A 19,655-nucleotide genomic window follows, 5' to 3' on the forward strand; every position below is an offset into this window, starting at 1 on the left:
CCCGCGCCCCCATTGTGAACGCGGGATGAAATCGGCCGCCGCCGGCGTTGGTGCCTTCCGGACGAGCAGGCCGACAGGAAGGGATCCGCGTGGCACCGCGACGGGGATGGGCAGGACGGCTGGCGAGCTACGCCTGGCGCTACCCGAGGAACGTGATCCTGGCCCTCGGGGCCTCCCTGGCGGGCATGGCCGTACTGGCCGTCGTGCCGCTGATCACCAAGGTGATCATCGACGACGTGATCGGCGGCCACAGCCGCGCCATGGCTCCGTGGGCGGGCGCCCTGGTCGGCGCCGCCGTCGTCGTCTACGCCCTGGCGTACGTCCGCCGCTTCTACGGCGGCCGGCTCGCCCTGGACGTCCAGCACGACCTGCGGACCGAGATGTACGACGCGATCACCCGGCTGGACGGCCGCCGCCAGGACGAGCTGTCCACCGGGCAGGTCGTCGGCCGGGCCACCAGCGACCTGCAGCTGATCCAGGGCCTGCTCTTCATGCTCCCGATGACCATCGGGAACGTCCTGCTCTTCCTGATCTCCCTGCTGATCATGGCCTGGCTGTCCGTGCCGCTGACCCTGGTCGCCCTGGCCGTCGCACCCGCCCTCGGCTGGATCGCCCGGCGCAGCCGTACCCGGCTGCACCCCGCCACCTGGTACGCCCAGGCGCAGGCCGCGGCGGTGGCCGGCGTGGTCGACGGCGCGGTGAGCGGCGTACGCGTGGTCAAGGGCTTCGGACAGGAGGACCAGGAGACCGGCAAGCTGCGCGAGGTCGGCCGCCGCCTCTTCGCGGGCCGGCTGCGCACCATCCGGCTGAACAGCAGGTTCACCCCGGCCCTGCAGGCCGTCCCCGCGCTCGGCCAGGTCGCCATGCTGGCCCTCGGCGGCTGGCTCGCCGTACGCGGTCACATCACGCTCGGCACCTTCGTGGCCTTCTCCACCTACCTGGCCCAGCTGGTCGGCCCGGTCCGGATGCTCGCGGTGGTCCTCACGGTCGGCCAGCAGGCCCGTGCCGGCACCGAGCGCGTCCTGGAGCTGATCGACACCGAGCCGACCCTCCAGGACGGCACGAAGGAGCTGCCCGCGGACGCGCCCGCGACGGTCGAGTTCGACGACGTCTCCTTCGGCTACGACCCCGAGCGCCCCGTCCTGCGGGGACTGAGCCTGGAGATCCGGCCCGGCGAGACCCTGGCCGTCGTCGGCTCCTCCGGCTCGGGCAAGTCCACCCTCTCCCTGCTGCTGCCGCGCTTCTACGACGTCACCCACGGCGCCGTCCTGATCGGCGGCCACGACGTCCGCGAACTGACCCTGGAGTCGCTCAGGGGCGCGATCGGCCTGGTCCCGGAAGATTCGTTTCTCTTCTCCGACACCGTCCGCAACAACATCGCCTACGGCCGCCCGGACGCCACCCAGGAGGAGATCGAGGCCGCCGCCCGCGCCGCCCAGGCGGACCGTTTCATCGCCGAGCTGCCGGACGGCTACGACACCACGGTCGGCGAGCAGGGCCTGACCCTCTCCGGCGGCCAGCGCCAGCGCGTCGCCCTCGCCCGCGCCCTGCTCACCGACCCGCGCCTGCTGGTCCTGGACGACGCCACCTCGGCCGTGGACGCCAGGGTCGAGCACGAGATCCACGAGGCGCTGAGCCGGGTGATGGCGGGCCGGACCACCCTGCTCATCGCCCACCGCCGCTCCACCCTGAACCTCGCCGACCGCATCGCCGTCCTGGACGACGGCCGGCTCGCCGACCTCGGCACCCACGAGGAGCTCCAGGAACGCTCCTCCCTGTACCGCCGGCTGCTCACCGACCCGGACGAGCTGGGCGGTGTCTCCCCGGGCCACGTCCGCCCGGCCGGACCGCCGGAGGACACCTCCGTCCGTGAGGAGCTGGACGCCGAGTTCGACGCCGAGCGGGGCGTGACCCCCCGGCTGTGGAGCGGCGACCGCCGGCCGAAGGACCCGGCACTCGCCGGCAGCCCGGCCACCCCGCAGCTCCTCGCCCAGGTGGCGGCACTGCCCCCGGCCACCGACACCCCGGACATCGACGAGGACCGCGCGGTCCTGCCCGAGGACTCCTACGGCCTGCGCCGGCTGCTGCGCGGCTTCGGGCGGCCCCTGCTGGTCAGCCTGCTGCTGGTCGCGGTGGACGCCGGCTCCGGCCTGCTGCTGCCCGTCCTGATCCGGCACGGCATCGACTCCGGTGTCACCCGGATGGCGGTCGGCGCGGTGTGGGCGGCCTCCCTGCTCGCCCTGCTGACGGTGCTGGTGCAGTGGGCCGCGCAGATCGGCGAGACCCGGATGACCGGCCGCACCGGCGAGCGCGTGCTGTACGCGCTGCGGCTGAAGATCTTCGCCCAGCTCCAGCGGCTCGGCCTGGACTACTACGAGCGCGAGCTGACCGGCCGGATCATGACGCGCATGACGACGGACGTCGACGCCCTGTCGACGTTCCTGCAGACGGGCCTGGTCACGGCGTTCGTCTCGGTCGTCACCTTCTTCGGCATCATGGTCGCCCTGCTGGTGCTCGACGTGCAGCTGGCCCTGGTCGTCTTCGCCACCCTGCCCCCGCTGGCCGTGGCCACCTTCTTCTTCCGCCGGGCGAGCGTGAAGGCGTACGAACTCGCCCGCGAGCGGGTGTCCGCCGTGAACGCCGACCTCCAGGAGACCGTGGCCGGGCTGCGGATCGTGCAGGCGTTCGGGCGGGAGCGGGACGGCGGGCGGCGGTTCGCCGGCCGCAGCGACGCCTACCGCAGCGCCCGCATCCGCGGCCAGTGGCTGATCTCCGTCTACTTCCCGTTCGTGCAGCTGCTGTCCTCGGTCGCCGCGGCGGCCGTGCTGATCGCGGGCGCCGGCCGGGTGGACGCGGCCACGCTCACCACGGGCGCCCTGGTGGCCTACCTGCTCTACATCGACCTGTTCTTCGCGCCCGTCCAGCAGCTCTCCCAGGTCTTCGACGGCTACCAGCAGGCCACGGTGTCGCTGGGCCGCATCCAGGAACTGCTGCGCGAGCCGGCGTCCACGAGGCCCGCCGGCGCACCACGCGCCGTGCCGTCCCTGCGCGGCGACATCGCCTTCGAGGACGTGCGCTTCGCCTACGGCGACGAGGAGGAGGCGCTGTCCGGCATCGACCTGCGGATACCGGCCGGGCAGACGGTGGCCTTCGTCGGCGAGACGGGTGCCGGCAAGTCCACCCTCGTCAAGCTGGTGGCGCGGTTCTACGACCCGACCGCCGGGCGGGTCACGGCCGACGGCACGGACCTGCGCGGCCTGGACCTCACCTCCTACCGGCACCGGCTCGGGGTCGTGCCGCAGGAGGCGTACCTGTTCCCGGGCACCGTCCGGGACGCCATCGCCTACGGCCGCCCCGGCGCCACGGACGCCGAGGTGGAGGCGGCGGCGCGGGCGGTCGGCGCGCACGAGATGATCGCGACGCTGGAGGGCGGTTACCTGCACGAGGTCGCCGAACGCGGCCGCAACCTCTCGGCGGGCCAGCGCCAGCTGATCGCCCTCGCCCGCGCCGAGCTGGTCGATCCGGACATCCTGCTCCTGGACGAGGCCACGGCCGCCCTGGACCTGGCCACCGAGGCGCAGGTCAACCAGGCCACCGACCGCCTGGCGGGCCGCCGTACGACGCTGGTGGTGGCGCACCGGCTGACCACCGCGGCCCGTGCGGACCGGGTGGTGGTGATGGACCACGGCCGGGTCGCCGAGGACGGCACCCACGAGGAGCTGCTGGCCCGTGGCGGCCGGTACGCCGAGCTGTGGCGGACCTTCGTCGGCCGGGCGGAGCCGGAGGAGCCGGTCGGCGCGGTCCGCTGAGCCCCGGCGCCGGTCACGGCCGGGGCCCGGCCGACTCGTCTCGCTGACGGTCGTGCAACCATCCGACACACCCGAGCGTCCGTACATCAGTACGGGCACAGGGGAGAGTGACCGCTACGGGGAGGACGACGATGGGCAGTGGTGGAATACGCCGGCGTCTGGCGCTGGGTGCGGCCGTGCTGGCCGCGTCCGGCGCGCTCGCGTTCACGGCGACGGGTGCCGCGCAGGCGGCCTCGGCCGACGGCTGTGCCGGGCGCGAGGTGCGGACCCTGCCGTTCAGCACCGGCGTCATCCAGATCTACAAGCAGGGTGACTACGTCTGCGCCGTGACCGTCGCCCGGCATCCCGGCGCCGCCCAGACCATGTCGGTCAGCGTGCAGGCGCGCGGCAACCGGCCGGTCGTCGACAGGGGCCGTTACAGGTACCACGCCGGCCCGGTGACCGTGCAGGCCGGCCACCGGTGCGTCTGGGTCAGGGGCACCGTGGGCACCTCCTCACGCAGCTCCGGCTGGATCCTGTGCTGAGACGGCACCGCGCGCCAGGCGGCCGGCGGCCGGCACCGGGCGCGGAAGGCGCTCCGCTCCGCACCGCGCCGCTGCCCTGAGGGGGCCGCGGCGTCCCGGCCGCCGGCGTCCCGGCCAGGGCCCTTCTGATGGATCTCCGCGGCGTCGCGACGCCCGGCACGCCCGCTCGCCGCACGGCGCGAAGGGCCAGGTGGCTCCGCCACATGACCCTCCGCGCCGCACGCCGATCGCACGCACCGGACGCCGCTCCTTCACCCACGGAGATCCATCAGAAGGACCCTAGTAGCGCAGCCCGTGGCCGACCGGGTACAGCACCCGGGCGGGGTCGTCCGCGCGCTGTACCGGTACCGGCAGCCTGCCGCGCGGGGACACCCGGCCGGCGATCACCCGTGCGGCGGCGCGCAGTTCGACGTCCGTCCAGCAGTACGTGGCCAGGCATGCCTTGGCGGAGGGGAGCTGCGCGACGTCGTACGGGTTGCGGACCGCCACCACGGCCACCGGCTTGCCCATCGCCACCAGGCGTTCCACCAGCATCTGCTGGGAGTTGCCGGTCGTCACGTTGTAGGTGGCGACGACCACCGCGTCCGCGTCCCGCGCGGCCGTGACCGCCTTGTCGATCGTGGCGGCCGAGGGCGCCGTGCCGGTGGACAGGGCCGTGGCCGAGAAGCCCAGAGCGGTGAGGGCGGTGGCCAGGACGCCGGTGGGCGGCCCGGTGGTGCCGGACGGGGAGGCCGGATCGGCGCCCACCACCAGCAGCCGGTGCTCATGCCGGGGGTCGAAGGGCAGGACGCCGTCCTCGTTGACCAGCAGGGTCGTGGTGCGTTCGGCGATGCGTGCGGCCGTGGCCAGGTGGGACGCCGTGCCCACGGTGCGGTCGACGCCCGCCGGGCTCGCCCACGGCTGGTCGAGGACTCCGCGCCGGTCCTTCAGGCGCAGGATGCGCAGGATCGATTCGTCCAGCCGGGCCTCGGTCAGCTCGCCCTCCCGGACGGCCTTCAGCACCGCGTTCCAGGCGACGTCGAGCGAGGGCGGGTTGAGCAGCTGGTCCACGCCGGCCTTGAGCGCGAGTACGGGCACGCGGTCGTCGCCGTACTTCGTGCGCACCCCCTGCATGCCGAGGGAGTCGGTGATGACGACCCCGTCGTAGCCGAGTTCGCCGCGCAGGATGCCGGTGAGGATCGGGTGGGAGAGGGTGGCCGGGTCGCCGGAGTCGTCCAGCGCCGGGAACTGGATGTGCGCGGTCATGACCGAGTCGATGCCCGCCCGGATCGCGGCCCGGAACGGCACCGCGTCCAGCTCCTCCCACAGCTCCCGGCTGTGCGTGATGACCGGGAAGCCGTAGTGGCTGTCGACGGCGGTGTCGCCGTGGCCGGGGAAGTGCTTGGCGGTCGCCGCGACCCGCGCCGCCTGATAGCCCTTCACCTCGGCCGCCACCAGCTCGGCGACCGCCTCCGGGTCGGCGCCGAAGGACCGTACGCCGATGACCGGGTTGGCCGGGTTGACGTTCACGTCGGCGTCGGGCGAGTAGTCCTGGTTGATGCCCATCGCGCGCAGCTCTGCTCCGGAGATCCGGCCGAGGGTGCGGGCGTCGGAGCGGGAGCGGCCGGCGCCGATCGCCATCGCGCCGGGAAAGAGGGTGGCGGGCGCGCCGACCCGGCACACCGCGCCGTGCTCCTGGTCGGTGGCGATGAGCACCGGCAGACCGCGCGGCTGGTCCAGTGACGCCCGCTGGATGCCGTTGGACAGCTCGGCGATCTGGTGCGGGTCACGGGTGTTGTGCGCCCAGGTGAAGTAGATGATCCCGCCGACCCGGTACTTCGCGATCAGCTCGGCGGCGGTGCGGACGCCGATCTCCTTGAGGTTGGCGTCGATGTCCGCCTGGTCGGGGGCGGTGGCGGAGTGGCCGTAGACCCGCATCACGAAGAGCTGGCCGACCTTCTCCTCCAGCGTCATCCGGGAGATCAGGGCGCGCAGCCGGCGGTCGCCGGAGGCGCCGCGGGGGGCGGCGTGGGCGGTCGCCGGCACGCTCAGCGCGGCGGTGAGGCCCGCGGTCGCGGCGAGGACGGCGCGTCTGGACGGCCGTGCGGTGTGTCCCGTGCTTCCCGTGCCGGTGTCGCTTCCCGTGCTGGTGTGGTGCACGTGGGCTCCTTCCAGAGGAGAACCGCTGAAGGAAACTTCCGAGGAGTCACCAATATCCGGGAAGTTTCTTTCCGTCAAGACAATGCACAGTAACCAGGAAGCGGTCGTCGGCCGGGTATGCGCGCGGGGCGCGTCCGGCTCCTGGACGTCCACGTACCGCGGCGCCGGGGCGCCGTCGTCGTGCGGTCCCGCCCGCGGTCGGGATCCCCGGCCCCACGTCGCTCACCGCCCGTTCTCGGCCGGCGCGACCGAGAGGTTTCCCCCGGCATCGACAGGCCGGTGCCCCACCGCGGGGGATCCGCCGGGCGGGCGACGCCCCGCCTCCGCCGGGCGGACTACGACACTTCGTTCAGCATCCTCAGCAGGTGCTCCCGGCCGCCGTCCAGCAGTTCCGGCAGCGGCGCCGCCGACTCGTACCAGCGCTTCTCGTACTCCCAGCACAGCCAGCCGTCCCAGTGGTGCCGGGACAGGACGTCCACGCACTCGGTGAGCGGCAGCACCCCGGCGCCGAGCGGCAGCGGGGTGGTGTCCTCGGCGGAGGCGACGTCCTTGACCTGGACGTAGCCCAGATGCGGGGCGAGGGCCGCGTGACTGTCCGACGGCTGCTCACCGCCCAGCCAGGTGTGCATGACGTCCCACAGCGCGCCCACCTGCCGGTGTCCGACCGGGCCGAGGATCCGGATCGCGTCGGCGCCGGTGCGGTGCGAGTCGTGGGTCTCCAGCAGGATCCGTACGCCGAGCGCGGAGGCGTCCTCGGCGGCGGTGCCGAGCCGCCGGGCGGCGATGGCGTCCGACTCCTCGCGGGGCCGGTCCGGGTCGGCGCCGGGGAAGACCCGGACGAAGGGCGCGCCCAGGTCGTGGGCGAGCCGCAGCAGGTCCCGGAGCTCCGCCAGCACGGGCGCGTCCTCGCCCGGGGCGGCGACGCGTGCGTACCCGGCGACGCCGAGCACCTCGACGCCCGCGTCCCGGAACCGGGCCGCGACCTCCGCGCGGTCGGCGGGGGACAGACCGGGGTGCACGGGCTCCTCGGGATGGGCGCGCAGCTCGACCCCGTGGTAGCCGTGCGCCGCCGCGAGCGCCAGGACATCAGGGACGGGCAGACCAGGGACACCGAGAGTGGAGAACGCGAGCTTCATGGGCACGGAACGTACCCCCGGCCACGGGGTCCATGCCCCCGCCGGCCGCGAGTCCCGACCGGCGGAACCTGACCGGAGGACCACTTCGCTCCGGCCGGAGCGCTGGTGCGGTATCGGGCCGGGAGGCTGGTGGGGCTTCCGGCTGGAGGGCTGGTGCGCATGCGCCGGAGGGTTGGTGCGGTTTCCGGCCGGAGGACCGGTGGGGCTGCCGGCCGAAGGACCGGAGAGGCATCCCGCCGGAAGGCCGGTGCGGCATACCGGCGCCGGGAACGACGTCGTGCCGCCGGCCGAGACGGCGGCCGCCGCCGCCCCGCCCGGGGCGAGGGCCGGCCGGCCGTGGCTCCCGCGGCGAGGCTCGGGACGTGGTGCTCAGGACGTCCGGGGCGCTCCCGTGGACCCCCGTACCAGCAACTCCCCCCGCACCGAGGCGATGCCGCCGGGCGGGGGTTCCTCGCGGCCCGTCGCGATACGGCCGGCCCGTGCCCCCGCCTCCGCGAGCGGCAGCCGGACCGTCGTCAGGGAGGGCACCGCGTCGACGCTGAACGGCAGGTCGTCGAAGCCGGCGACCGAGACGTCCTCGGGGATGCGCAGCCCCGACTCGCGCAGCGCGGCGCAGGCGCCGAGGGCGACGGAGTCGTTCGCGGCCACGATCGCCGTCAGCGAGGGATCGCGGCGCAGCAGTTCCAGCGTGGCCTCGTGACCGGACCGCCGGTCGTAGCGCCCGTGCACGAGACGGCCCGGAAGCTCCTCCACCCCGGCCGCGGCCAGGGCCGCGCGGTGGCCCTCCAGCCGGTGCCGGGTGGTCGTCCGCTCCTCGGGACCGGCGATGTAGCCGACCCGCCGGTGCCCGAGGCCCGTCAGATGGCCGGTCAGCGCCCGGGCACCGGCCCGGTTCTCGAAGGTCAGCGCGATGGCCCCGGTGTCCGGCACCGGCGGGCGCCCGCACAGCACCACCCGGGTCCCGGCCTCCGACAGCTTCCGCAGCTTCGCCGCGACCGCCGCCGCGTGCGGCGCCCGCTCCACGGCCCCGCCGGTCAGCACCACGGCCGCGGCCCGCTGCCGCTGGAGGAGGGTGAGATACGTCAGCTCGCGCTCCGGAGAGCCGCCGGTGTTGCAGACGACCGCCAGGCGTTCCCCGCCCGCCCGCCCTCCCGGCCCGCAGATCTCGGCCTGGATCGCGCTCGCCATGATCCCGAAGAAGGGGTCGGCGATGTCGTTGACGAGGATGCCGACCAGGTCGGAGGTGGCCGCGGCGAGCGCGCTGGCGGGGCCGTTGAGGACGTAGTCCAAGTCGTCCACGGCCCGCAGCACCCGCTCCCGGGTCGCGGCGGCCACCGGGTAGTTGCCGTTCAGCACGCGCGACACCGTCGCGGGGGAGACCTGGGCGCGGGCCGCCACGTCCGCCAGGGTCACCGTCATCGTCGTCCTCCGGTCGCGCATTTCGTCGTACGTCCTCGTAGCCGGCCGGAACGCCTCGCGGACAGCCGGTACGCCCTCGTAGACAGCCAGGCAGGGGTCCTGGTTCCGAGCAGACCTTAAGGCCGCGGGCCCCGCTCGTCCGCCCCCTCGGACGACTCGAAGCGGACACGGTCTTGAACCGACGGCACCGAGGGGTTAGCTTCGGCGGACAGAAAGCGCTTGCTACCGGCGGGGCGCGGCCGCGGACCGAAGCGCCCGGCGCCCACGAAGGGGGCTCACGTGACTCGCAGGACCGTGCGGATCGCCATGAACGGCGTGACCGGGCGCATGGGCTACCGCCAGCACCTCGTCCGGTCGGTCCTCGCCCTGCGCGACCAGGGCGGTCTCGACCTCGGCGACGGCACCGTGCTCTGGCCCGAGCCGGTCCTCCTCGGCCGCCGCGAGGCCGCCCTGCGGGAGATCGCCGGGCGGCACGGCCTCGACCACGTCTCCACCGACCTGGACGCCGTCCTCGCCGACCCCTCCGTCGACATCTACTTCGACGCGCAGATCACCTCCGCCCGCGAGGCGGCCGTCACCCGGGCGATCGAGGCCGGCAAGCACGTCTACACCGAGAAGCCCACCGCCACCGGCCTGCGCGGCGCCCTCGCCCTCGCCCGCCTCGCCCGCGACCGGGGCGTCAGGCACGGCGTCGTCCAGGACAAGATCTTCCTGCCGGGCCTGCTGAAGCTGAAGCGGCTCGTCGACGCCGGCTTCTTCGGCCGCGTCCTGTCCGTGCGGGGCGAGTTCGGCTACTGGGTCTTCGAGGGCGACCGGCGGCCCGCCCAGCGCCCGTCCTGGAACTACCGCGCCGAGGACGGCGGCGGCATCGTCGTCGACATGTTCCCGCACTGGGAGTACGTGCTCCACGAACTGTTCGGCCGCGTGACGTCCGTCCAGGCCCTGGCCACCACGCACATCCCGCGGCGCTGGGACGAACAGGGCGAGCCCTACGCCGCCACCGCCGACGACGCCGCCTACGGCATCTTCGAGCTGGAGGGCGGCGCCGTCGCCCAGATCAACTCCTCCTGGGCGGTGCGCGTCCACCGCGACGAACTGGTGGAGTTCCAGGTCGACGGCACGGACGGATCCGCGGTGGCCGGCCTGCGCGGCTGCCGCGCGCAGCACCGCGGCGACACCCCCAGGCCGGTGTGGGACCCGGACGTCCCCGCCGGCGAGGTCTTCCGCGACCAGTGGCAGGAGGTGCCCGGCGGCACCGGGCACGCAGGCGGGTTCAAGGCCCAGTGGGAACTGTTCCTCAGGCACGTCTACGCCGACGCCCCCTACCGCTGGGACCTGCTGGCCGGCGCCCGCGGGGTGCAGCTCGCCGAACTGGGCCTGAGGTCCTCCGCCGAGGGCCGCCGCGTCGACGTACCGGAGCTCGCCCTGTGACCGTCCGACTGCCCCGCGCCGACGGCACCCTGCGGACGTACGAACCCCGCACCGAACCGCTCGCCGTCCGTCCGGGCGCCCCCTCCACCTCCCGCACGGCCTTCGCGGCGGCCCACGTCGTCGCCGACCCGTACGCGGACGCCCCGCCCGGCTCGCCCGCCGCCGTCGACTGGGAGGCCACCCTCGCCTTCCGCCGCCATCTGTGGTCCCACGGCCTCGGCGTCGCCGAGGCGATGGACACCGCGCAGCGGGGCATGGGCCTGGACTGGACGGGCGCGGCCGAGCTGATCCGGCGCAGCGCTGCACAGGCGCGCGCCGTGGGCGGCCGGATCGTCTGCGGAGTCGGCACCGACCAGCTCACCGGCGGCACGCTCACCGAGATCCGCGCGGCCTACGAGGAACAGCTCGCCGTCGCCGAAGAGGCGGGCGCCCGGGCCGTCCTCATGGCGTCCAGGGCACTGGCCGCCACCGCCACCGGTCCCGACGACTACCTGGAGGTGTACGGCCACCTCCTGCGCCAGGCCGCCGAACCGGTGATCCTGCACTGGCTGGGCCCCATGTTCGACCCCGCCCTCGCCGGCTACTGGGGCTCGGCCGACCTCGACGCCGCCACCGCCACCCTCCTGGAGGTCGTCGCCGCCCACCCCGGCAAGGTCGACGGCGTCAAGATCTCCCTCCTGGACGCCGGGCGCGAGAGCGGCCTGCGGCGCAGGCTGCCGCGCGGTGTGCGCTGCTACACGGGCGACGACTTCCACTACCCCGAGCTGATCGCGGGTGACGGCGACGGCTTCAGCCACGCCCTGCTCGGCATCCTCGACCCGCTGGGCCCGCTCGCGGCGCGGGCGCTACGGGCCCTGGACACCGGTGACACCGAGGGCTTCCGGGCACTTCTCGACCCCACCGTGGAGCTGTCCCGGCACCTCTTCCGGCCGCCCACCCGCTTCTACAAGACCGGGATCGTCCTCCTCGCCTGGCTCGCGGGCCACCAGTCGCACTTCGTCATGGTCGGCGGCCTCCAGTCGGCCCGCTCCCTCCCGCACCTCGCCCGCGCCTACGAACTCGCCGACGGACTCGGCCTGTTCCCCGACCCCGCACTGGCCGAGGCGCGGATCAAGAACCTGCTGTCGCTGTACGGGGTGACCCCATGACCGATCCGGCGCGCCTGAGCGTCAACCAGATGACCGTGAAGCAGCTGTCCCTGCCCGAACTGGTCTCCTCGTGCGTGGAGTCCGGGATCGGACAGGTCGGCCTGTGGCGGGAGCCGGTGCAGGCATACGGCGTACCGGAGACGGCGAAGCTGATCCGCTACGCGGGCCTGACCGTGACGACCCTGTGCCGCGGCGGCTTCCTCACCGCCCTCGACCCCGGGGACCGGGCGGCGGCCCTGGCCGACAACCGCCGCGCGATCCGGGAGGCCGCCACGCTCGGCACGGACACCCTGGTCCTGGTCTCCGGCGGTCTGCCGCCCGGCACCAAGGACCTGCGGGCGGCCCGGGAACGCGTCGCCGACGCCCTGGCCGAACTGGCTCCCTACGCCGGGGACCACGGCGTACGCCTCGCCATCGAACCCCTGCACCCCATGTACGCCGCCGACCGCTGTGTGGTCTCCACCCTCGCCCAGGCCCTTGACCTGGCCGAACGCTTCCCCGCACACCAGGTCGGGGTGGCCGTGGACACCTACCACGTCTGGTGGGACGACCGGGCCCCCGCCCAGATCGCCCGCGCGGGCGCGGCGGGCTGCATCCACTCGGTCCAGCTCGCCGACTGGATCACCCCCCTGCCCGAGGGCGTCCTCGACGGCCGCGGCCAGCTGGGGGACGGCACCATCGACCTGCGCGAGTGGACGGGGTACGTGGAGGCGGCGGGCTACACCGGGCCCATCGAGGTCGAGCTGTTCAACGCGCGGCTGTGGGCCCGCGACGGACGGGAGGTGCTGGCGGAGACGGCGCAGCGGTTCGCGGAACACGTGGTCCGCCAGGGATCCGCCGTCGGATGAGGAGTCCCGGAAGGCCCCGCACCCCTTCCCGGGCCCGTTCCGGCGGGCGAGAGCCGGGCGGCCACGGCGCGGCCCGCGGCAGCCCCTAGAAGAACACCCCGCAGCGCAGCAGCACGTTCGCGTACGGCCGGGCCTCACCGGTGCGGACGACCAGCCGTGCGCCCGCCGACAGTTCCTTGAGCCGCTCGTGCGGGACGAGGGCCAGCTCCGGGAAGCGGTCCCGCAGCAGCGCCGCCGCCGCGGGATTGGCCGCCCGCACCTCCCGCGCCGCCGTGGCGCCCTCCACCACCAGTTCGTCCAGCAGCCCGTCCAGCACCTCGGCGAAGGACGGGACACCGGCCCGGAAGGCGAGGTCCACCACGCGCGGGCCGTCCGGCACCGGCATGCCCGCGTCGCACACCAGCACCCCGTGCCCGTGCCCCAACTCGGCCAGCGCACCGGCCAGGTGGCGGTTGAGGATGCCCGCCTTCCTCACAGCGCGCCGACCTCCTCCGCCGTGGGGTACGACTCCTGCGCGCCCCGCTTCCGCACGGCCGCCGCGCCCACCCGGGCCGCGAAGGCCGCCGCCTCGGCCAGGGCGGCACCCGTGCCCAGCCGCCAGGCCAGGGCGGCCGTGAACGCGTCCCCGGCGCCCGTGGTGTCCACCGCGTCCACCGGCACCGACGGCACCCGGGTCACACCCGAGCCGTCGCACACCAGCGCCCCCCGCGCGCCCAGCGTCACCACCACCGAGCGCGGGCCCCTGGCCAGCAGCAGCCGCGCCCAGTCGGCGGGCTCCCCGCCCGCACCGGCGTCGCCGAGGAGCACCCGCGCCTCGTGCTCGTTGACGATCAGCGGGTCGCAGGCCGCCAGCACCTCGGCGGGCAGCTCACGCGGCGGGGACGGGTTGAGCACGAACCGGCCGCCCGGCGCCAGGTTCCGCACGACCTCCACGACCGTCTCCAGCGGGATCTCCAGCTGCGCCGACACCACCCGGGAGGCGTGGAACAGGCTCGTGGCCGCCCGGACGTCCGCCGGCCGGAGCCGGGAGTTCGCACCCGGCGACACCACGATGCTGTTGTCGCCCTCCGGGTCGACGGTGATGAGCGCGACGCCCGTCGGCGCGCCGCCCACCAGCACACCCACCGTGTCCACCCCGGCCGCGCGCAGCGAGTCGAGCAGCAGCCGGCCGTGGCCGTCGTCGCCCACCCGGGCCAGCAGTGCCGTGGGCGCGCCCAGCCGGGCGGCGGCGACCGCCTGGTTGGCGCCCTTGCCGCCCGGGTGCACGGCCAGGTCGCCGCCGAGCACCGTCTCGCCGGCGGCCGGCCGCCGCTCCACGTCGATCACCAGGTCGGCGTTGGCCGATCCCACGACCAAGAGGTCGTAGTCGTACATCTCTGACTCCCCTGAGAGAAGACGCCGGACGGGCTGCTCCCGGAAGCCTGCCGGGAGCAGCCCGCACGTCCGTCCGTGTCAGCCGCTGAAGCCGGCCACGTTGTCCTTCGTGACCACCTTCACCGGCACCTTCACCGTCGGGTCCACCTTCCCGCCCCGGACCGCCTCGAGCGCGTTGTCCACGGCGATCTTCCCCAGCTGCGTGGGCTGTTGGGCGACCGACGCGTACAGCGTGCCGTCCTTGACCGCCGTCAGTCCGTCCGGGGTGCCGTCGAAGCCGACGACCTGCACCGACTTCCCGGCCCTGGAACCGAGCGCCTTGATCGCGCCGAGGGCCATCTCGTCGTTGGCGGCGATGACGCCCTGCACGTCCGGGTGGGCCTGGAGCAGGTTCGACATCACGTCGAGGCCCTTGGTGCGGTCGAAGTCGGCGGGCTGCTGGGCCAGCACCCGGATGCCCGGGTAGGCCCGGAGACCCCGGGCGAACCCGGCCGCCCGCTCCCGCGCCGCCGACGTGCCCGCCTGCCCCTGGAGGATGACGATCCTGCCCGTGCCGCCGAGTTTCTCGGCGACGGTCTTCGCGGCCAGCTCACCGCCGGCGACGTTGTCGGAGGCCACCAGGGTGTCCACGGACGCCTTGTTGACGCCCCGGTCCACGGCGACGACCGGGATCCCCGCCTCGTCGGCGGCCTTGACGGAGTTGCCGGCCGCGTCCGAGTCCACCGGGTTGACGATGATCGCGCCGAGGCTCGAACTCGTGAAGTTCTGCAACTGGTTGGCCTGCTGGGAGGCGTCGTTCTGGGCGTCCGTCACGGTCAGGTCCACGCCCAGCCGCTTCGCCTCGGCCTGGGCGCCCGCGCGGATCTGCACGAAGAACGGGTTGTTGAGCGTGGACAGGGACAGGCCCATCCTCGGCTTCGTGGACGAGGAGGAACCGCCGTGCAGCAGGGAGGTGGCGCCGACGACGGCGACCGTGACCACGGCGGCCAGGACGTAGGTCGCCGCCTGCCTGGCCCTGTTCCCGCCGTTCGCGCCACCCGTGCCGGCGGCCACCGGGGTCGCCCCCGCCTTGCGGCGCACGGTGTCCAGCAGCACCGCCAGCGCGATCACGACACCGATCACGACCTGCTGCCAGAACGCCGACACCGACAGCAGGTTCAGCCCGTTGCGCAGCACCGCCAGGATCAGCGCGCCGATCAGCGTGCCGGACGCCTTGCCGGTACCGCCCGCGAGCGAGGCACCGCCGATGACGACGGCGGCGATAGCGTCCAGCTCGTAGCCGTCGGCGGCCTGCGGCTGCGCCGAGGACAGCCGGGCGGCCAGCACGATGCCCGCCACCGCGGCGAACACACCGGACAGGGCGTAGATCGCGAGCTTCTGCCGCTGCACCCGCAGACCCGACAGCCGCGCGGCCTCCTCGTTGCCGCCGATCGCGTACATGGACCGGCCGATGTACGTCCGCCCGAGCACGACCGCGGCGATCAGCCCCATCAGCACCATCACCAGCACCGGTACCGGCAGCCAGCCGCCGAGGGTGTCCCCGAGGTGGGAGACCGAGTCGGGGAGGGCGATGGGGGAGCCCTGCGAGATCACCAGGGCCAGACCGCGGCCCACCGACAGCAGGGCCAGCGTCGCGATGAACGGCGGCAGCTTGCCGTAGGCGATGAGGAAACCGTTCACCAGTCCGGCCGCGATGCCGGTGGCCAGGGCCAGGACGACCGCCAGCGCGACCGGCACACCGTGCCGGGTGGCGCTCCAGGCCAGCACGGTCGCCGACAGCGCGGCCACCGAACCGACCGACAGGTCGATGCCCGCCGAGACGATCACGAAGGTCACGCCGAAGGCGAGGATCGCCGTCACGGCCGCCTGGACGCCGATGTTGAGCAGGTTGTCCGTGGTCAGGAAGTCACCCGACAGCGCCGACAGGGCGATGACGAGGACGATCAGCGCGGTGAGCGCGCCGTTGTCGAGCAGCAGCCGGCGAAGGGCCCCGGGGGCGCCGCTCGCGCCCCCCTGGCTCTTGAGCGTGTCAGTGGCCACGGGGGCCCTCCTTCTCGGTGGTCGGGGTGGAGACGGCGAGCGCCATCACGGCGTCCTGCGTGGCCTCGTCGGCGGAGAGTTCACCGGCGATCCGGCCCTGGGCCATCACCAGCACCCGGTCGCTCATGCCGAGCACCTCCGGCAGATCGCTGGAGATCATCAGCACGGCGGCTCCCGCGGCCGTCAGTTCGTTGATCAACTGGTAGATCTCGACCTTGGCGCCGACGTCGATACCGCGTGTCGGCTCGTCCAGGATCAGCACCCGGGAGTCGGCCAGCAGCCACTTGCCGATGACGACCTTCTGCTGGTTGCCGCCGGACAGCGTCCGCACGTGCTGCCCGAGGCCCGCCATCCGGACCCCGAGCCGCCCGGCCATCCGCTCGGCCGCCGTGTGCTGCGCCCCGCGGTCCACGATCCCGGCCCGGGTCGCCGACCGCAGGGTCACCAGGCCCAGGTTGTCCGCGACGGAGGCGTCCAGCACGAGCCCCTGCCCCTTGCGGTCCTCCGGGACCAGGCCGATGCCGGCCGCCATCGCGGCGTTCACGTCATGCCGCTTGAGGCGCGAGCCGGAGACCCGCACCGTCCCGTCGTCGTAGGGGTCGGCACCGAACACCGCCCGGACGACCTCGGTCCGTCCGGCTCCCACGAGCCCGGCGACACCCACGACCTCACCGGCGTGCACGGCGAAGCTCACGTCGTGGAACACCCCGTCGCGGGTGAGCCCTTCGACGCTGAGCAGGACGTCGCCCTTCTCGGGGCGCTCCCTCGGGTACTGCTGCTCGATGGACCGGCCCACCATCAGCCGTACCAGTTCCTCCTCGGGGGTGTCGGCGGGCACCTGGCCGACGCTGCGGCCGTCCCGGATGACGGTGACCCGGTCCCCCAGGGCGGCGATCTCCTCCAGATGGTGGGTGATGAAGACGATCCCCACGCCGTCCGCGCGCAGCGACCGCACGATGGCGAAGAGCTTCTCCACCTCCTCCGAGGTGAGCACGGCGGTGGGCTCGTCCATGACGAGCACGCGCGCGTCCAGGCTGAGCGCCTTGGCGATCTCGACCATCTGCAGCCGGGCGATGCCGAGTTCGCGCACGCGCGCGCGGGGCGAGACACGGACCCCGACGCGCTTCAGCAGCGTCTCGGCCTCGGCCTCCATCCGCTTGCGGTCGATCATCCCGAACCGCCGCGGCTGCCGTCCCAGGAAGATGTTCTCGGCGACGGTCAGATCCGGTACCAGGTTGAACTCCTGGTAGATGGTGGCGATCCCGAGCCGCTCGGCGTCCTGGGCGCCCTGGATGCGCACCTGCCGGCCGCCGACGTGGATCCGTCCGGCGTCGGGCGTATGGGCACCGGAGAGCATCTTGATGAGCGTGCTCTTGCCGGCGCCGTTCTCACCGAGCAGCACATGGACCTCGCCCCGGCGCAGATCGAAGTCGACGCCGTCGAGCGCGACCACGCCGGGGAAGGTCTTGCGGATGCCCTCGATGCGCAGCAACTCGTCCGGGTTGCTCACGACGTGCTCCTTTGCACTGGGGAGGGGGACTGCGTGGGGGACGGGGCGGGTGGCTCACCGCACGAGCGGCGCACGACGAGCCGGGCGGGCAGGGTGACGGAGCGCGGGGTGCGCCCCTCGATCCGGTCCACCAGGGCCCGTACGGCGGCCCGCCCCAGCTCACCGGTCGGCTGGGCGATCGCGGTGACGGGCGGATCGGTGTGCACGAACCAGGGGATGTCGTCGAACGCGGCCAGCGCCAGCCCCTCGGGCACGCGCAGCCCGCGCGCGCGTACGGCGTCCAGCGCGCCGAGCGCCATCAGGTTGTCGGCCGCGAAGACGACCTCGGGCGGCTCGGGCAGGTCCAGGAAGCCCTCGGTGACCCGCCGTCCGCTCTCCGCCTGGAAGTCGCCCTGGCCCGTGTAGGCGTCCGGGAGGGGGAGCCCGTACTCGGCGAGGGCGGCCCGGAACGCCTCGACCCGCTCACTGCCGGTGGTGGTGGCCGCGGGCCCGGCGATGATCGCGAGCCGCCGGTGCCCGAGCCGGTACAGATGGGCGACGAGATCCCGTACGGCGGCGCGTCCGTCGGCCCGTACGACGGGCACGTCCAGGCCGGGGATCCACCGGTCGACGAACACCATGGGCGTCCCGGCCCGGGCGGCGTCCAGCATGAGGGGGGAGCCGCCGTCGGTCGGGGAGACGAGCAGACCGTCGATGCGCCGGTCCAGCAGGTTCCGCACGTGGTGGTCCTGGAGCTCGGGCCGCTCGTCGGCGTTGCCGATGATCACGCTGTAGCCGAGCGCCCGCGCCTCCTCCTCGACCGAGCGGGCCAGTTCGGTGAAGTACGGGTTGAGCACGTCGCTGATGACCAGACCGAGGGTGTGGGTCTGGTCGGTCCGCAGGGACCGGGCGACGGCGTTGGGGCGGTACCCCAGGGAGGAGACGGCGGCCAGCACCCGCGCCCGCGCGCCCGCGCTGACGGACGGATGCCCGTTCAGCACCCGCGACACGGTGGCCACGGACACGCCCGCGGCCGTGGCTACGTCCTTGATGCCCGCCATGACCGTCCCACCCCTTCGTGGAATCGATTACACACTCGCTACGAGAGAGCATTGGAATCGATTACACGACGTGCGGACAACCCTTGCCCGGATCCCGAAACCGGATCGTGACCGTCCGCCGGGGACGGGGACGGGGACGGGGACGTCCGTGGGCGGGGTGTAGTCGTCGGGGTCGCCGGTCCACCGCGAGAGCGGGACGAGACGGGTCCGGTCCTGGAGCCGGTGGACGTCCGGGAAGTCCTCCGGACCGCTGGTCGCGTACCTGGCGACGATCCAGTTCAGCGCGGTGGGCGACTTCAGCAGGGTCAGCCCCGGCGGGGTCGGCCCGGACCAGTCCGGCCCCGCGATCAGGAACGGGCCGGCCGTCGGACCGTCCTGGCGCTTGCCGGGGACGGCGAAGACGTCGGACCAGGCGGTGAGGATGGGCACCATCCAGAAGCGGTCGCCGAAGTCCGGCAGGGTCAGCACGAGCGGTTCTTCGGACAGGTCCAGCCAGGCGCTGGAGTAGAGGGTGTCGGCGTTCGGGGAGACGACTTCGGTGAAGGAGGCGTCGGGTGTGCGGCGCATGTAGACGAACTGGTTGACCGGCGCCGCGCGCCGGTCGTCGTCGCGGGCCGGGACCGCCGTCATCGCCTTCTTCGTGACCGCGGCGGTCAGCAGCGGATAGCCGAACACCCATGCGTCGGAAGCCAGCTGTTCGAGTGTGTGATCCGCCATCGGGTCTCTCCTCGGCGTCGCAAGACCCCTCCTCCACGCTAACTTTCAGGTGCGCTGCCCGCACCGCGGTACCGGTCCGCTACTCGACGGCCGGGTCCTCCTGCGCCTGCCGCACGGCCCGCCGTACCGCCTGTTCGACCTCGGACGGGTCGGCCCCCGTCGCTTCGGCGCGCGCGGTGATCGCGGCGCGCACCGCGTCGGAGGCCGTGCAGAAGCGGCGCCGCTGCGCGTCGTACGCGTCGCCGGTGAGGCCCGCCAGGCGGGCGCGTTCCTCCTCCGCGGTCCGTTCCAGTCTGATCAGTTCGTCGGGTATGTCCGTCACGATCGGATCGTAAGAGCCGGTGCGCCCCGGCGCCTGTCCAGCCGCCCGCCATGCGCCGACACAGCCGCCGTCCCGCCGCCTGCCATGTGCCGCGCCGTCCCGCCGCCTGCCGGGCGCCGGGCGCCGACACAGCCGCCTGTCCAGCCGCCCGCCGCCCGCCGCCCGCCGCCCGCCGCCGGCCGCCCGCCGCGCGCCGAC

15 protein-coding genes are annotated in these 19,655 nt (G+C 74.0%); 5 read left to right on the plus strand and 10 right to left on the minus strand.

The window, feature by feature from the left end:
• The first annotated feature begins 89 nt into the window (after nt 1-89).
• Together GT045_RS16170 and GT045_RS16175 are read left to right on the plus strand one after the other, a co-directional pair.
• Complete coding sequence (locus GT045_RS16170; RefSeq protein ID WP_161334585.1) at nt 90-3,809, plus strand: ABC transporter ATP-binding protein; 3,720 nt, start codon at nt 90-92, stop codon at nt 3,807-3,809.
• A 131-nt stretch (nt 3,810-3,940) separates the two neighbouring features.
• Nucleotides 3,941-4,333, plus strand: coding sequence for a hypothetical protein (locus GT045_RS16175; protein ID WP_161298294.1), 393 nt, complete (start codon nt 3,941-3,943; stop codon nt 4,331-4,333).
• A 279-nt stretch (nt 4,334-4,612) separates the two neighbouring features.
• Here GT045_RS16175 and GT045_RS16180 read toward each other — a convergent pair whose 3' ends face one another.
• From GT045_RS16180 to GT045_RS16190, 3 genes are all read right to left on the minus strand, one after another.
• Nucleotides 4,613-6,472 (minus strand): glycoside hydrolase family 3 protein, encoded by a 1,860-nt coding sequence (locus GT045_RS16180; RefSeq protein ID WP_161334586.1) that lies wholly within the window; start codon nt 6,470-6,472, stop codon nt 4,613-4,615.
• Nucleotides 6,473-6,807: 335 nt separating this feature from the next.
• On the minus strand, nt 6,808-7,608 hold the full coding sequence (locus tag GT045_RS16185) for a sugar phosphate isomerase/epimerase family protein (protein ID WP_161334587.1): 801 nt from the start codon (nt 7,606-7,608) through the stop codon (nt 6,808-6,810).
• A 369-nt stretch (nt 7,609-7,977) separates the two neighbouring features.
• Nucleotides 7,978-9,027: a LacI family DNA-binding transcriptional regulator gene (locus tag GT045_RS16190; RefSeq protein WP_237538629.1), complete on the minus strand. Its 1,050-nt coding sequence runs from the start codon at nt 9,025-9,027 to the stop codon at nt 7,978-7,980.
• 279 nt (nt 9,028-9,306) lie between these two features.
• Between GT045_RS16190 and GT045_RS16195 the strand changes: the two genes are divergently transcribed.
• The 3 genes from GT045_RS16195 to GT045_RS16205 are packed head-to-tail and all read left to right on the plus strand — an operon-like array spanning nt 9,307 to nt 12,454.
• Nucleotides 9,307-10,458 (plus strand): Gfo/Idh/MocA family oxidoreductase, encoded by a 1,152-nt coding sequence (locus tag GT045_RS16195; protein WP_161334588.1) that lies wholly within the window; start codon nt 9,307-9,309, stop codon nt 10,456-10,458.
• Nucleotides 10,455-11,606, plus strand: a complete 1,152-nt coding sequence (locus tag GT045_RS16200) for a dihydrodipicolinate synthase family protein (protein ID WP_161334589.1) — start codon at nt 10,455-10,457, stop codon at nt 11,604-11,606. The genes GT045_RS16195 and GT045_RS16200 overlap by 4 nt, the downstream gene beginning before the upstream one ends.
• Nucleotides 11,603-12,454: a sugar phosphate isomerase/epimerase family protein gene (locus tag GT045_RS16205; RefSeq protein WP_161334590.1), complete on the plus strand. Its 852-nt coding sequence runs from the start codon at nt 11,603-11,605 to the stop codon at nt 12,452-12,454. The genes GT045_RS16200 and GT045_RS16205 overlap by 4 nt, the downstream gene beginning before the upstream one ends.
• A gap of 85 nt (nt 12,455-12,539) precedes the next feature.
• On the opposite strand, the gene rbsD is transcribed toward GT045_RS16205, so the two are convergent.
• From rbsD to GT045_RS16240, 7 genes are all read right to left on the minus strand, one after another.
• Complete coding sequence (rbsD, locus tag GT045_RS16210) at nt 12,540-12,929, minus strand: D-ribose pyranase (protein ID WP_161334591.1); 390 nt, start codon at nt 12,927-12,929, stop codon at nt 12,540-12,542.
• Nucleotides 12,926-13,828 carry a ribokinase gene (locus GT045_RS16215; protein WP_161287025.1) on the minus strand — a complete coding sequence of 301 codons (903 nt, stop codon included), beginning with the start codon at nt 13,826-13,828 and terminating at the stop codon, nt 12,926-12,928. Before GT045_RS16215 ends, rbsD begins: the two co-directional genes overlap by 4 nt.
• Before the next feature lie 78 nt (nt 13,829-13,906).
• On the minus strand, nt 13,907-15,868 hold the full coding sequence (locus GT045_RS16220) for a substrate-binding domain-containing protein (RefSeq protein WP_161287026.1): 1,962 nt from the start codon (nt 15,866-15,868) through the stop codon (nt 13,907-13,909).
• Nucleotides 15,858-17,378, minus strand: a complete 1,521-nt coding sequence (locus GT045_RS16225) for a sugar ABC transporter ATP-binding protein (RefSeq protein WP_161334592.1) — start codon at nt 17,376-17,378, stop codon at nt 15,858-15,860. The genes GT045_RS16220 and GT045_RS16225 overlap by 11 nt, the downstream gene beginning before the upstream one ends.
• Entirely contained in the window at nt 17,375-18,418 is a 1,044-nt protein-coding gene (locus GT045_RS16230; protein ID WP_161334593.1) for a LacI family DNA-binding transcriptional regulator, read from the minus strand. The genes GT045_RS16225 and GT045_RS16230 overlap by 4 nt, the downstream gene beginning before the upstream one ends.
• 27 nt (nt 18,419-18,445) lie before the next feature.
• Nucleotides 18,446-19,135: a DUF1254 domain-containing protein gene (locus tag GT045_RS16235; protein WP_237538631.1), complete on the minus strand. Its 690-nt coding sequence runs from the start codon at nt 19,133-19,135 to the stop codon at nt 18,446-18,448.
• A gap of 79 nt (nt 19,136-19,214) precedes the next feature.
• Complete coding sequence (locus tag GT045_RS16240) at nt 19,215-19,457, minus strand: hypothetical protein (RefSeq protein ID WP_345942662.1); 243 nt, start codon at nt 19,455-19,457, stop codon at nt 19,215-19,217.
• Between the last annotated feature and the right edge of the window lie 198 nt (nt 19,458-19,655).

Source organism: Streptomyces sp. SID486, assembly GCF_009865385.1.
Lineage (GTDB): Bacteria > Actinomycetota > Actinomycetes > Streptomycetales > Streptomycetaceae > Streptomyces.